The 13214-nt window shown below is 70.5% G+C and carries 12 protein-coding genes and 1 pseudogene; 5 read left to right on the top strand and 8 right to left on the bottom strand.

Going from position 1 to position 13214, the window contains the following annotated elements; genetic code table 11:
• Nucleotides 1-904 precede the first annotated feature (904 nt).
• From ABD385_RS35995 to ABD385_RS35985, 3 genes and pseudogenes are all read right to left on the bottom strand, one after another.
• Nucleotides 905-1822, bottom strand: a complete 918-nt coding sequence (locus ABD385_RS35995; RefSeq protein ID WP_344583832.1) for an AraC family transcriptional regulator — start codon at nt 1820-1822, stop codon at nt 905-907.
• A 70-nt stretch (nt 1823-1892) separates the two neighbouring features.
• Entirely contained in the window at nt 1893-2801 is a 909-nt protein-coding gene (locus ABD385_RS35990) for a zinc-binding dehydrogenase (RefSeq protein ID WP_344583831.1), read from the bottom strand.
• Nucleotides 2802-3538: 737 nt separating this feature from the next.
• A pseudogene (locus ABD385_RS35985) lies at nt 3539-3742 on the bottom strand (hypothetical protein); the annotation flags it as partial.
• Nucleotides 3743-4364: 622 nt separating this feature from the next.
• Between ABD385_RS35985 and ABD385_RS35980 the strand changes: the two are divergent.
• The 3 genes from ABD385_RS35980 to ABD385_RS35970 all read left to right on the top strand — a co-directional run bounded on the left by ABD385_RS35980 (nt 4365) and on the right by ABD385_RS35970 (nt 6707).
• The gene (locus tag ABD385_RS35980) at nt 4365-4622 is read left to right on the top strand and encodes a hypothetical protein (protein ID WP_344583829.1); all 258 of its coding nucleotides are present in this window, start codon (nt 4365-4367) and stop codon (nt 4620-4622) included.
• Between the two features lie 333 nt (nt 4623-4955).
• On the top strand, nt 4956-5546 hold the full coding sequence (locus ABD385_RS35975; protein ID WP_344583827.1) for an HAD family acid phosphatase: 591 nt from the start codon (nt 4956-4958) through the stop codon (nt 5544-5546).
• Between the two features lie 177 nt (nt 5547-5723).
• A complete protein-coding gene (locus tag ABD385_RS35970) occupies nt 5724-6707 on the top strand; it encodes a helix-turn-helix domain-containing protein (RefSeq protein ID WP_344583825.1) in 984 nt (327 codons plus the stop codon).
• Between the two features lie 94 nt (nt 6708-6801).
• Here ABD385_RS35970 and ABD385_RS35965 read toward each other — a convergent pair whose 3' ends face one another.
• On the bottom strand, nt 6802-7005 hold the full coding sequence (locus tag ABD385_RS35965) for a ferredoxin (protein ID WP_344583824.1): 204 nt from the start codon (nt 7003-7005) through the stop codon (nt 6802-6804).
• A 26-nt stretch (nt 7006-7031) separates the two neighbouring features.
• Complete coding sequence (locus ABD385_RS35960) at nt 7032-8252, bottom strand: cytochrome P450 (RefSeq protein ID WP_344583822.1); 1221 nt, start codon at nt 8250-8252, stop codon at nt 7032-7034.
• A gap of 212 nt (nt 8253-8464) precedes the next feature.
• Between ABD385_RS35960 and ABD385_RS35955 the strand changes: the two genes are divergently transcribed.
• Nucleotides 8465-9019 carry a TetR/AcrR family transcriptional regulator gene (locus ABD385_RS35955; RefSeq protein WP_344583820.1) on the top strand — a complete coding sequence of 185 codons (555 nt, stop codon included), beginning with the start codon at nt 8465-8467 and terminating at the stop codon, nt 9017-9019.
• Between the two features lie 25 nt (nt 9020-9044).
• Here ABD385_RS35955 and ABD385_RS35950 read toward each other — a convergent pair whose 3' ends face one another.
• Nucleotides 9045-10103: a D-alanine--D-alanine ligase family protein gene (locus ABD385_RS35950; RefSeq protein WP_344583818.1), complete on the bottom strand. Its 1059-nt coding sequence runs from the start codon at nt 10101-10103 to the stop codon at nt 9045-9047.
• A gap of 287 nt (nt 10104-10390) precedes the next feature.
• Between ABD385_RS35950 and ABD385_RS35945 the strand changes: the two genes are divergently transcribed.
• Nucleotides 10391-11212, top strand: a complete 822-nt coding sequence (locus tag ABD385_RS35945) for a lipase family protein (protein WP_344583816.1) — start codon at nt 10391-10393, stop codon at nt 11210-11212.
• Nucleotides 11213-11265: 53 nt separating this feature from the next.
• Here the strand turns inward: ABD385_RS35945 and ABD385_RS35940 are convergent, their stop codons facing one another.
• Together ABD385_RS35940 and ABD385_RS35935 are read right to left on the bottom strand one after the other, a co-directional pair.
• Nucleotides 11266-12432, bottom strand: a complete 1167-nt coding sequence (locus tag ABD385_RS35940; RefSeq protein ID WP_344583851.1) for a cytochrome P450 — start codon at nt 12430-12432, stop codon at nt 11266-11268.
• Nucleotides 12433-12574: 142 nt separating this feature from the next.
• Entirely contained in the window at nt 12575-13213 is a 639-nt protein-coding gene (locus ABD385_RS35935) for a TetR/AcrR family transcriptional regulator (RefSeq protein ID WP_344583849.1), read from the bottom strand.
• Nucleotide 13214 lies beyond the last annotated feature (1 nt).

Genomic DNA, 13214 nt, shown 5'->3' with positions numbered 1-13214 from the left:
GACCGCGTCCGCCTTGGACTCCGGCGGGTGGTGCCTCATAACCGCAAGATGCCCGTTCCCAGATCCTCAAGATCTACTTCTCAAGTGCCCCAGCTCCAGGGGCAAGGCCCGTACGGCGCTCCCCCACGGCCCCGGTCTACCGCTGAACGTCTGCCGCCCCTAATGCGCTTCAGCCACCGCGCACCCGCATCGTTGCCACTGCCCTACCCGCGCCATCGAGAACGGCGAGCCGGAGCCCGGGAGACGGCCGTCGAACACCATGCACCAGCACCTCCCTCGAACGCAGAAGCCCGGTCTGCCACGAGAGGGTCTCCACCCGGGCCAAGGTCTGGCCCGCCTACGAGAAGGCCGTCGCGATGGCCGGCCGCTTCAAACGACCACACCGGGACGTCCAGGCCATCCTCACCGTCCACGAGTCCCGCCGCCTCGGCCGCGGCACCGACCTCCTCGTCACCGTCGAGGACCTGCGCAAGGCCGGCACCGCCCTAGAGTTCCTGAGCGGCCCATCACCGGCCCGTACGACCCCGGCGACCGGCACGGCGCCCTCCTCTTCGGCTCCTCGCCGCACTGTCCGGCGCCGAACGCACCTACACCCGGGAGAAGACCCTGGAAGACCAGGAATCCGCCCGCAAGCGCGGGCGCACCGGCGGACGGCCGCCCTCCGTCGACGCCGACCAGATCGAGTTTGCCCTCACTCTGCGCGCCAAGGGCACCCCCATGAAGGAGATCCCGCAGAAGCCCGTCATCACCCGAGGCAAGCACAAGGGCAAGCACCCCAAGCCTTGCCGAAGCCACCACACAGGGCACGGACACATGGCCGCTACCGCGCGCTTGACCTGCTAAGCGACCAAGATCAATCTCACCGATACTGGCTGTTCCGTTGGTCCTACCAGTCGAGGCCGGATCACCTGCGAAGCCGAGAACGGTACTCGCCAGGGGCCGTGCCTCGAGCACGTCTGAAGGCACGGCTGAAAGCGTGCGGAGAGCCGTATCCGACCGCGCCGGAGATCGCTTCGACCGGGTCATCGGTGTCGCGGAGCCGGACGGACGCCAGGTCGATGCGCCACTGCGTCACGTACGCGCCCGGCGTCTGTCCGAGGGCGGAGCGAAAACGCCTGGACAGCGTCGCTCGGGAGACGCTCGTCGCGGCGGCCAGGGTCTCTGTGGTCCAGGGGTGTTCCGGTTGGGCGTGGACGCATGCCAGAGCGTCGCGCACGACCGGATCACGCATCGCTCCCAGCCATGAGCCGGACTGCTCCTGCGGGTGGCGGGCCAGCCAGGCACGTACGAACTGGACGAGCAGAAGGTCGACGATGCTGTTGATGGCGGCGGTGGTGCCGATCTGCGGCTGTGCGAGCTCGGCAGCGAGAAGTTCGACGGTTCTTCTGAGCTGCGCGTTCTCCCGGGCTGTGACGTGCATCGGCCGAGCGAGGGAGGTAAGCACCGGTGTGCGCACTTCCGGGTCCTGCTCGTAGCGCAGGACGATCACTTCCGTCTGCACCGGCGCCGAGCCCAGCCGCAGGGGCCGGCCATCGGCGAAAGACCGGGCCGCTGCCTCACGGTCGCAGGAACCCATCGTCATGCCGGCGCCGCCGGCTATCCCGTGTGCGGTGCCCGGCGGCACCAGGACGGCGTCTCCGGCCTGCACCTGAAGAGGTTTCTCGCCCGTGACGTGGAGCCACATGGTGCCGCGGGACACCACGTGCAGGGCCGCTCCTGGAGGGGAGTCCAGCCACAGGCCCCAGGTTCCTCCGGCCTTCAGCATGACCCCGAGCCCTCCACGCGCACCCGAAACGCGTAAGACCTCCGCCAGCACATCCATGGGTCCATTCTCGTCCACCGCCGCGAACCGCCCACCTGCGGGCGAGGCGTATGTGTCCTCGTCCGCAGCGTCAGGCCACGTCGAGAACGACCTTTCCGTGCACCGTCCGCGCGAACAGCGCCCGGACGGCGTCGTCCACGCCCTGCCAGTCGCCTCGCAGTCCGACCGGTGCCGAGAGCCTCCCGGCGGCCATGAGGCCCAGCAGGTCCGTCAGCTCCCCGCCGGTCGGCGTCATGTCGCCGTAGGTGGCGATGCTGCGGGGTTCGCCGAAGCCGAACAAGGTCCCTGAAGGGAAGGTGGTTTCCTGCCCCGAGGAGTAGCCGACCAGGTGGATGGTGCCGCCCTCGGCGAGGGAACTCCACGCCTGGGCCACTAGTGGCCCGCCGACCGTGTCCAGGACGAGGTCGAACCGGTCCGCGGTCTCGGTGAGGTCGGTCAGGACCTTGTCGGCCCCGAGTTCGCGGAGTCCGGCGGCCCGCTCCGGCGAACCGACGAGTGCCGTCACCCGGGCGCCCGCCAGCGCCGCCAGTTGGACGGCGAAATGCCCCACGCCCCCGCTGGCGCCGGTGATCAGCACGTTGCGCGCCAGCAGGGAACGTGTGCGCAGCACTCGGAGAGGGGTGACTCCGGCGATCCCCAGCGCGGCGGCGTCGGCCAGGTCCACTCCCTCGGGGACGGCGCCGAGCGAGGCGGGGCTGACTGCCACCCGCTCCGCCCACGCGTGGGGAGCCATTCCCACGGCGACGCGTGTACCTGCGGGCGGTCCCGAGCCGTCGGACGCGGCACGCACCACGATGCCGGCCGCGTCGTGACCGTGCACAGCGCCAGCCGGCCACTGGTGCACGTAATTCAGCTCTCCGAAGTTGAGACCGATGTGCCGTATCTCCACCAGCGCTTCGCCGGTGGACGGGACGGGCTCATCGACATCGGCGAACCGGACGGGGCCGGCCTCACTGTGATCGACCACAAGGGCGCGCATAGGGGGTGTGCTTCCTTCTCTCGTGGGTGCGCCTGAACACTCGGCGCGGCAGCAGATCGAGTGCGCAGATGCCGCACTGCCGCCTGCTTGGAACCCTTTCGCAGGACCGGGACAGCGACCAGCCCCGTGAGAATCAATCAGTTGACGATCTGTGTCAGTGCGACTCGCGGCGCGTCGAGCCCTGCCCCGTCCGGTGGATGACGCCGTGACGGGCACAGACACGCCCGGCAATGTAATGATCTTGAGGCGCCAGCGCTTGTGTCGGGCTGCGGAGTCGCGCTGGGTGAAGTGCCTGGGCGACCGCGTCGGCGCAGGGGCGGGCGTTCCGCCAGGGAGGGGACGGAGGTGTGGCAGGAGCGGGCCAGGAGCGTCCCGCCGCAGCGCGGCAGGACCTCCGCGATCTGCCAACTCGTCCTTCCAGGCGCCGTCCTCGGTCACCACGGCAAGACAGCCACCCGCCTGGTCACTGAAGCCGGAGGATCCTGGAACCGGTACGCCTCCGGCGACCACACACAGTGACACCAGGCACGACCTCAACGAGGAATACGCGACACCTCAACATGCGAGCCCACCAGTCCCGCGGCCGGAGAGGCCCGTGAGTTCAGGGCCACTGAAGGTCTCTCGTTAGAACCCGAGGGTCTGGCGTCCTGATTCCCGGGCGTGGCCCCTTGGGTTGCTTATGAACCCGAGCGTGTGACCTCGCCGATGTGGGGGTGTGCGTGTTGTCCGGGCCCGGTTCACGCTTCGCCGCGGTGCGTGAGGTGGCCGTCTGTAAGCCGCCAGTAGTGCTGGTGGTCAGTCAATTGCCAGGTCTCGTCGGCAGCGATCGCCTGCGTGATCCAGTCATGGAGTTGCGGGAGGGCATGCGTTCGTAGAACAGCGCGGGTGACAGCACGTTCAGTGGCATTGGCCGGATGGACCTCTATGCGGAAGCCGACCATTCATCGCGACGAGCACCCCCCGCCCTAGTACTGCAGAATCTACCGACCAACCTCGCCGACGGTGAAGGATGGGCAACCGACGTCGGCCACCCCACCGACGAGGAGGCCGTCACCGCAGCCACCCAACCCGCCACCCACGCCAGCTGGCAGCACACGATCGACGGACGCTGGATCCGCTGGGCTCCCCTCCGGCGACGCAGGCATCCAGTTCGACGGCTTCGCCGCCCCAACGGCCCAACGGTCCCCTCACCACCTGGGCCCTCTGGGCCGGCCCCAACATCGACAACCCCGCCTGGACGATCACAGCATCCAGCCGCACCCCAGCACGCTGCTGGCCAACCTCGCCGAAACCCTCGCCCACGGAACCGGCACCCGACAGGTGACAGTCGCCCCCGCCACATGCAGCCGTCAGCTCGCCCCTCTTCCGCCGGCAACCCGAGCGACAACCGCTGGGCGCATGGGAAGGCGCGCCCAGTGAGATCTGGCAGCGAAACCGGTCCTCGATTGCCACATGGACTGCCCAGGAAGTCGATACCGCCCCTCAGCCACGGCACATGGCCCGCCTAGGATCAGCTGGTTGGGACAGCCAGGATGAGCGGGAGACGGCAGCGTGCGGTTCGCCGTGATTGATCAGACCGACCTTCGAGCGGGCCGGGCCGAAGGCGCCGACGCGCTGCTGGTCCGCGACTCGTGGGACGACTTCGGGTACCGCACCCTGTTCACGCTCTTCCTCGTCGTGGACGGCGAAGCGATCGCCGCGGGGTGCGCCGCCACCGCCTCGCTGCGCGCCGACGGCATTCCGGTGGACGTTCCGGCACTGTCAGGGGAGTTGGCCGGACATTTCACCACCGGGACGGGTGAATCCTCGGAGGTCGAGTGAACCCGTAGCGACCCCACAGGAAATCCCCGCTTCCGGTGCGGCCAATTCCTTGCCCCTCCGCGGTCCCCGCGCCACCGGAATTCACCCCGCCCGCCCTGCCCGAAACCAGTACTTTTCCGGCCCGCAAAGCACCCACCCCACCCAGACCGGCGCAATTCCCCCGTAAGGAAAGGTAGTTGCCGCCGCGCTGCCCATCGTTGCCACTGGCGCGACGTGGACACTGTGGGACCGCGGGTTCAGGTAGCAATGTCATGGCTGACCACGCGGATTCCGCGACGGAACTCCCGGGCCTGCCACCGAACGGAACACCCCCCCAAAGGAATGGTGAACAGCATGGTCAAGGCGAAGAAGATCGCCCTTGTGCTGGGACCGGTGCTGGGACTGAGCATGTTCGCGGCGCTGTCCCCCACGGCGGCGCAGGCGGCTGCCCGGCCGCAATCGCTGCCGAGCGAAAGCGAGTGGCTGAACGACGTCGCCCCGGTTGCCGCGTCCCTCCAGGACTACCTGGAACACCAACTGGCCGGCGGCAGGAGCGGTGCGAAGCCCGCGGTCGTCCTGGACATCGACAACACCTCGCTGGCCACGCACTACGACCGCGGCAAGCCGATCGAGGCGATCCTCAAGGCCACGAACTACGCGCACGAGCACGGCGCCGCCGTGCTGTTCGCGTCCTACCGGGGCGCCGACGAGCAGGATTCCACGACCCGGGAACTGACCTCGGCCGGATACACCGTCGACGGCCTCTGCCTCAAGCCGCACGGCGACAGCCCGGGCAAGGCCCAGGTCAAACTCGGCTGCCGGAAGAAGTACGAGGCACAGGGGTACACCCTCATAGCCAACGTCGGAAATCGCAGCACCGACTTCGAGGGCGGGCACTACGAGAAGGGGTTCAAGCTGCCCGATTACGACGGGCAGCTGAGCTGATTCCAAGAATTCCCGGACCCTCGGTTTCCGGTATCCGCGTGGGCCCGTCGATGTCGGCGGGCCCACCCGCATGCCCGGAACCGGGCCCCGCACCACGCGCCCGTCGCACCCCCCACGCCCGCGACCGCGCACCCACCCCCCACACACACAGTCCCGCTCACCCGTCCGGAGCCCCCCATGAGCGAAGACGACCGGTCGGCCCACCTCGTCCGGCTCGGCCTGTCCACGGCCGAGGCCACCACCTACCTGGCCATGCTCGACACCGGCCCCACCACCCTGGCCGCACTCTCCCACCGCCTGGGCCAGGCACCCGCCGAGACGGAACGCACCCTTCCGCGGCTCATCCACCTGGGGCTGGCCACCAGCCACGGTCCCGATCGCACCGGCATCGCACCGATCGAACCGTCCATCGGCCTGGGCCGCCTCGCCAGTGCCCGCACCGCGGAACTGCAACAGGCCCATCTGGTGGCCATGGACGCCTACCGCACCTACCGGCGCCAGGTGCACCCACAAGCCACCGACGACCTCGTCGAAGTCGTCACCGGACCGCAGATCGTCGAGCGCATCCTCCAGGTGGAGGACGCCGTGACCACCGAGGTACTGCGCTTCGACGCACCCCCGTGGCACACCGGCGGCACGCCCAACCCGACCGAGATCCGCAACGTGGAGCGCGGCGTCTCCTACCGCATCGTGTACTCCAAGTCCGCCGTGGAGAACGCCGACTACTACGCCTGCAACATCCGGCCCTGCATCGCGGCGGGCGAGCAGGCCAGGGTGCTGCAGTCCCTCCCCGTGAAGTTGGGCGTCTTCGACCAGCGGCTGGCCATCGTGTCGCTGGCGTTCGGGGACACCGAGGTGAACGACTCGATGCTGCTGGTCCGCCCCTCCAGCCTGCTGCGCGCGCTCACCGGCCTGTTCGAGACCTCCTGGCGGTCCGCCTATCCGCTGCACTTCGGCGGGCGAGTGCCGGCGGCGCTGCGTCCGGTGCAGCGCCGGATCCTGGAACTGCTCGGGAGCGGCGTCACGGACGAGACCATCGCCGAGCTGCTCGGCATCAGTCGACGCACCCTCTCCCGCCAGTTGGAGCAGCTCAACCGCGCCGCCGACGCCACCACCCGCTTTCAACTCGCCCTGTACGCAGCGCGGAAGGGGTGGATCTGACGGCCGTCGCGCGTGCCGGGCAGCCCGGCGCCGGGGCGGTCTCGGCCCGTGCGGCCGGAGACTGCCCCGCCCGGCGGCCGGAATCCCGGCTCGCCTATTCCGCGTCCTCGACGACGCGGACCGCGCCGGACGGACAGAGGTGTCCGGCGTCGCGCGCCGCGCTCCGGTCGTCGTCGGCGACGGGGTCGGACGTCAGCACCGTGACGATGCCGTCGTCGTCCTGGTCGAAGACGCCCGGCGCCGTCAGCGCACACAGCCCGGCACCGACGCAGACCGTCCGATCGGCGCTCACCCGCATGGTCATTTCCTTCCCCCTCTCCCCCGTCACCAGGTGACCGGGAGTTCGTTGACGCCCTGGATCGTGGTCCCCGGTCGCAGCACCAACTGCTCGACGGGCACGGCCAGTCGCAGCGTCGGGACGCGGTCCATGAGGGCGTTGAGGATGACCTCCAGCTCCAGCCGGGCGAGGTTCTGGCCCAGGCACTGGTGCACACCGAAGCCGAAGGCGAGGTGGTGGCGCGCGGAGCGGTGGATGTCGAGGGCGTCCGGGTCCTCGTACACCGTGCCGTCCCGGTTGGCTATGGAGTTGACGACGATCACGCCGTCGCCGGCCCGGATGAGCTGCCCCTCGACCTCGATGTCCGCCGTGGCGACGCGGCCGCCCGCGATGTCGGCGATGGCGAGGTAGCGGAGGAGTTCCTCCACCGCGCCGGGGACGAGGCTGCGGTCGGCGCGCAGGGCGGCGAACTGGTCGGGGTGGTCCAGCAGGGTGATCACGCTGAGGGAGGTCATCGAGGCCGTGGTCTCGTGGCCGGCGATGAGCAGCAGCATCGCGGTGGAGATCAGTTCCTCGCGGTCGATCTCGCCGTTGGCCAGCTGATCGGCGACCAGTCCGCCCACCAGGCCCGCGCCCGGCGCGGTCTGGAACTGGGTGATCAGGCCGTCCATGTAGCGCGCGAGGTCGTTGCGCGCGGTGACCGCGCTCTGCGCGTCCGTGGACTGCACCAGTCGCTTGCTCGCGTCCTGGAAGAACTCGTGGTCCTCGTAGGGCACGCCGAGCAGTCGGCAGATCACCATGGAGGGCACCGGCAGCGCGAACTGGCTGACCAGGTCGGCGGTCGGGCCCGCGGCCAGCATCTCGTCGAGGAAGCCGTGCACGATCTCCTCGACCTCGGGGCGCATGCCCTTGATCCGCCTGACGGTGAACTCGCTGATCGTCATCCGCCGCCGGGTGCCGTGCTCGGGCGGGTCCAGGCCGATGAAGGCCTGGCGGTTGTCCCGGATCGCCTCGAAGCGCGGTGACGTGGCGGGGAAGTTGTCGTCCGTCCGGTTGGAGGACAGCCGCGGGTCGCCGAGCAGGTTGCGTGCGACCTCGTGCTTGGTCACCACCCACACCTGGCGGCCGTCGTAGAGGGTCACCCGGTGCAGGGCGCCGGGGGTGTCCCGGAGCTGGGCGTAGCCGTCCGGTAACTGATAGGGGCAGCTCCGGTTGCTCGGGAAGGCGGGTGCGTCCGTGGTCTGGGGCGTCGTGGCGGTATCGGTCATCGGTCCACTCCGATTCAAGAACTCTCACCTTTAAAGAACGCCATGTTCTCTATTTCGGAGCATAGACTTGCCCTCGTAGAGAACGCAACGGCCTCTATCAGACATCTTCAGGAGTCACGCTGTCCGCCAACGCCGACCCCACCGCCGCCCCCGCCGCTGACCACCGCAAAGGCCCCCGCCGCCGCGGTGCGGAGCTGGAGAACGCCATCCTGATGGCAACTCTGGAGGAGCTCAGCCAGACGGGCTACGCCGCACTGACGATGGAACGGGTGGCCGCCCGGGCCCGCACCGGCAAGGCCGCCCTCTACCGCCGCTGGTCCAACCGCGCCGAACTGGTCGTGGAGGCCTGCCGGTTGGCCGGCATCGCCAAGATCGACCCGCCCGACACCGGCGCGCTGCGCACCGACGTGATCGATCTGATGCAGCAGATCGCCGCCAAGGTCGCAAGCCCGCTCGGCGGCATCCTGCGCGGTCTGCTGGCCGAAATGACCCGGGACCCCGAGTTCGCCAAGCTGGTCCGGGAGAGCGTGCACACCGTCGGCCCGGTGAACCTGCGCGCCATCCTGGAACGCGCCGTCGAACGCGGCGAGATCGAACCCTGGATCCCGGAATCCCGACGCGCCACGGTCGCCACCGACCTGCTGCGCAACGAGTTCCTGCTGTACGGGGCCCCGGTACCGGACGACGTCATCACCGACATCGTCGACGACGTCTACCTCCCACTGATCCTGCGCCCGGCCCCGGGACGGGCCGGCGGGAACGGCTAGGCCAGCCGCCCCCGCCGGCGGAACCTCAACACCCCACCCTGCGTGCGGCCGTTGACGCCGGCACGGAGGTCGACGCGCACGGCAGACGGTGCTCGGCCGCGGTCATGATGCGCGCGATGAGCTGGCGGTACGGCCGGCCGGTGCCGGCCCACTGGAGGGGCAGCGGGGAGTAGGTGGGACTGAGGCCGGGCAGCGGGTTGACGTCCAGGACGTGCGGCTCACCGGCCTCGTCGCACCGCAGGTCGACCCGGCCGGCGTCCCGGCAACCGAGCGTGCGCCAGGCACGGACCGCGAGGCCGGCGAGGCGCTGCGCGGCGCCGGTGTCCTCAAGGGCCCGCACGGGCACCGGCTGCCCCGGCGCGTCGCGCTTGCGCAGATCGGTGAGGAAGGGCGTCGCCCGCCGGTCGTGCAGCGTTTGCGACACGCCGATGGCCCGGGCGTCCGCACCGGCGCCGAGGATGCCGACGGTGTACTCCGGGCCGGGAAGGTACGGCTCGACCATCACCGGCTGCCCGTGCCGTTGCAGCAGCCGCGTGCAGGTCGACCGCAGCTCCCGGGCGTCGTCCACCCGGGAGTCCGCGCCGATCCCCTTGCTGGTGCCCTCGGCGACCGGCTTGGCGAACAACGGGTACGGCAGGTCGATCCCGTCGATGTCGTGGGGCTCCCGGACGACGACGAACGGTGCCGTCGGCACCCCCGCCTGGCGGAGCAACAGCTGGGTGGTGGGCTTGTGCAGGCACAGCGACAGGCACAGCGGGCCCGAGAACGTGAAGGGGATCCGCCACTCCTCCAGCAGCGCGGGGACCTGGGCTTCGCGCCCGTAGCCGTGGTGCCCCTCGGCGAGGTTGAAGACGACGTCCCAACGTTCGCCGCGCAGCAGACGCTCCATCAACGCCGGTAGCGCACCGATCAGCACGCACCGGTAGCCGAGCCCTTCGAGGACGCCGGCGACGGTCTGCACCGTCTCCCACTCGTCGAACTCCGCGTCGTACCCCTCCCGGGGCGGGCCGGCGCCGAAGTGCTCGACGGACTCACCGCGCAGGTTGTAGGTGACACCCACGACCAGCCGAGACTGCGACACCACGGCGCCCTCCGACTCAGACCTTCCCGGGCCGCCAGTGTGCGACCTGACGGGCCGTGCGGCATGCGCTGCTCGCCCGTCCGGGCCGCCGGATGCGCCAGGCAGGTGCCGTTCGGCGCTCCTCGGGACGGCGTCGGACCCGCCGGCCCGCCGTTCGGGGGACTACGGGCGCGGCGACAACCCCCGGGCGAGCCGCTGGCATTACGAAGGGACCGGCCGCGCGCCGGGGCGACCCTCCCGCGCACGGCGTGACCCCAGCACCGAAACGACACGGCACCGAAGGAGCCCGCATGTCCGCACCGACCGCGATCGACCACCGCTCGCCCACCGGGTACAGCCTGCCCCTGGCCTACTGGCTGGCCCAGGCGTCCGACCTGGCCTACAAGGACGAGGCCACCATCGAGTCCGAGGCGCGCTCCTGGGGCTTCGACGAGGTGCGCCACCACCAGACGCGGTTCACGCCGCCGTTCCCGCTGGAGGACACCCAGGCGTACACGGTCGCCAGCGACCACATGATCATCACCGCCTTCCGCGGTACGGAGCCGGCGCAGATCCGGGACTGGCTGTCCGACGCCAGCACTCCCCCGTGGCCGGGCCCGGCCAAGACCGGCTACGTCCACTACGGCTTCGCGGAGGCGCTCCAGTCGATCTTCCCGGACGTCAAGGACACGCTGGCCGAGCTGCGCACGAACGGACAGACGGTGTGGTTCACGGGGCACAGCCTGGGTGGTGCGCTCGCCATGCTCGCCGGCGCGCGGATGTACCTGGAGGACCCGCGGCTCCAGGCGGACGGCGTCTACACCTACGGGCAGCCCCGGACCTGCGACCGGATCCTGGCGGCCGCGTACAACAAGGGCTTCCAGAACCGCATGTACCGCTTCGTCAACAACAACGACATCGTTCCGCAGCTCCCGCCGGAGCCCGCGTTCACGCACGTCGAGTCGCTGCGCTACATCGACTCCGGCGGCAAGCTGCACGAGTCCATGGGGCTGTTGGGCAACCTGGCGGACCGGGCCAAGGGGCTGACCGCGGACGCCTTCGCGCCCGCCGCGGACGGCATCCGGGACCACTCGATCAAGCGGTACATCGCCGCCATCGGGCAGAACGTCTGACGGTCGGCGCGCCTGCCCCCGCCGCGCACCCGGCGCGGCCGGGGCAGGCCGGGTCACCAGGTCACCGGCAGCTCGTACACGCCGTAGACGGAACCGTCGTGCTTGAAGGGGACGTCCGCCAGCGGCGCGGCCAGTCGCAGGGTCGGGATACGGCGGTAGAGGGTGCCGTAGACGACCTGGAGTTCGACGCGGGCCAGTGACTGGCCCAGGCACTGGTGGACGCCGAAGCCGAAGGCCACGTGGTGCCGGGCGGCGCGTCGCAGGTCCAGTCGGTCGGGGTCGGGGAAAGCGCCCGGATCGCGGTTGGCGATGTCGTTCGGGAAGACCAGGCCGTCGCCGGCCCGGATGGTCCGCCCGGCGAACTCGATGTCCGCCGCCGCCACCCGACGGCGGCCGCTGTGCGTGATGTGGAGGTACCGGAGCAGTTCCTCCACCGCGCTCGCGACGGTCTTCGGGTCGTCCGACGCCCGCAGGGCGGCGAGTTGTTCGGGGTGTTCCAACAGCGCGAGGGTGCCCAGCGCGATCATGTTCGCGGTCGTCTCGTGGCCGGCGATCAGCAGCAGGACGCCCATCTGGGCCGCGTCGAGCCGGGTCAGTTCGCCGTCCACGACGCGCTGGGCGAGCTGGGAGAGCAGGTCGTCCGTGGGCCGGGCGAGCTTCTCGCCGACCAGGTCGTCCAGGTAGGCGCTCAGTCGTCCGTGGGCGGCGGTGCGCGCTTCCGGAGTGACGTCGCGGTTGATCAGGATCCGGCTGTTGTCCTGGAAGAAGTCGTGGTCGGCGTAGGGCACGCCGAGCAGTTCGCAGATGACGAGGGACGGCACCGGCAGGGCGAACGCCTCGACCAGGTCCACCGGTCGGGGGCCGGCGAGCAGCGCGTCGATGCGCTCGTCGACGATCTGCTGGACGCGCGGCCGCAGCGCCTCGACGCGTTTGACGGCGAACGGGGCGGTGACCATGCGGCGTTGCCGGGCGTGCTCGGGGTCGTCCATCAGGATGAAGCCGATGGTGTTGCCGCGGACCGGGGCCGCGCTGGGGTAGCCAGGGCGGGTGACGTCGGCGCTGACGCGCGGGTCGCCCAGCAGGGCGCGCTGGTCGGCGTAGCGGGTCACCAGCCACGGCGTGCTGCCGTCCCAGAGTCGGACCTTGGTGAGCGGGCCCCGTTGCCGTTGCGCCGTGAGGGTCGGCGGCGGGTCGAACGGACAGCCCGCCGCGCGCGGCATCGGGAACTCGGGTACGGCGGACGGCTGGTGTGGTTCCGTCAAGCCGGTGGGCGCGGGGGTTGCGCCGGGTGCGTCGGGCACGGACGACCGCCTTTCGAGGGGGGTGTGCGGATTACGGAAGTGGGGCCGGGGGTGGGGCCGGTCACGCCGTGGTCGTGCACGGGGCGAGCCACAGGCCGGTGATCGCGTCGATGAGTCCGTCCGCGTAGGCGTCCCAGTCGGGGTGGACCGTGGGGGTGCCGTCGGCGAGGGCGCGTTCGCGTTCGGCGAGGGTGTGCACCATCAAGTGGCGTGCCATGTCGCCGCGTTCGATCCTGACGGGCAGGGGGAGGTCGGGCAGGCACCGGTTGAGCCCGTCGAGGTTGCGCGCGAGGGACGGGCCGAACGCCTCGTCGACCATCACTTCGCGGAGCACCGGGTCGGTCATCAGTTGGGCGGCGAACCGCGCGTACCAGGTGGGGCTGCCCAGCCGGCCCAGGTGTTGGGCGCCCGGCCGGACCAGGCACGCCACCCAGTCGCGTGCGTCGCGGGAGTCGCCGGTGGTGGCGAGCATGCGCTGTCGCAGTGCGTCGATCGGGTCGGCGTGCCGGCGGACGACGGCGCGGATCAGATCGGTCTTGGTGCCGAAGTGGTAGCCGACGGCGGCGTTGTTGCCCTGGCCGGCGGCCTCGCTGATCTGGCGGTTGGAGACGGCGAACACGCCGTGCTCGGCGAACAGGCGCTCCGCGGCGGTCAGGATGGCTTCCCGGGTCCCCGCGGCCCGCGCGGCCTTCACGGACATC

The organism is Streptomyces lunalinharesii (genome assembly GCF_039532155.1).
Taxonomy (GTDB): Bacteria; Actinomycetota; Actinomycetes; order Streptomycetales; family Streptomycetaceae; genus Streptomyces; species Streptomyces lunalinharesii.
The sequence above is the reverse complement of the archived record's forward strand: the minus strand, read 5'-3'. Positions and strand labels throughout refer to the sequence as shown.

Excerpts from the sequence above, each read along its gene's own strand:
- ABD385_RS35995 (WP_344583832.1), bottom strand. The coding sequence starts at position 1,822 with ATGGATGTGCTGGCGGAGGTCTTACGCGTTTCGGGTGCGCGTGGAGGG.
- ABD385_RS35990 (WP_344583831.1), bottom strand. The coding sequence starts at position 2,801 with ATGCGCGCCCTTGTGGTCGATCACAGTGAGGCCGGCCCCGTCCGGTTC.
- ABD385_RS35975 (WP_344583827.1), top strand. The coding sequence starts at position 4,956 with ATGGTCAAGGCGAAGAAGATCGCCCTTGTGCTGGGACCGGTGCTGGGA.
- ABD385_RS35970 (WP_344583825.1), top strand. The coding sequence starts at position 5,724 with ATGAGCGAAGACGACCGGTCGGCCCACCTCGTCCGGCTCGGCCTGTCC.
- ABD385_RS35965 (WP_344583824.1), bottom strand. The coding sequence starts at position 7,005 with ATGCGGGTGAGCGCCGATCGGACGGTCTGCGTCGGTGCCGGGCTGTGT.
- ABD385_RS35960 (WP_344583822.1), bottom strand. The coding sequence starts at position 8,252 with ATGACCGATACCGCCACGACGCCCCAGACCACGGACGCACCCGCCTTC.
- ABD385_RS35955 (WP_344583820.1), top strand. The coding sequence starts at position 8,465 with ATGGCAACTCTGGAGGAGCTCAGCCAGACGGGCTACGCCGCACTGACG.
- ABD385_RS35945 (WP_344583816.1), top strand. The coding sequence starts at position 10,391 with ATGTCCGCACCGACCGCGATCGACCACCGCTCGCCCACCGGGTACAGC.
- ABD385_RS35940 (WP_344583851.1), bottom strand. The coding sequence starts at position 12,432 with ATGCCGCGCGCGGCGGGCTGTCCGTTCGACCCGCCGCCGACCCTCACG.
- ABD385_RS35935 (WP_344583849.1), bottom strand. The coding sequence starts at position 13,213 with ATGTCCGTGAAGGCCGCGCGGGCCGCGGGGACCCGGGAAGCCATCCTG.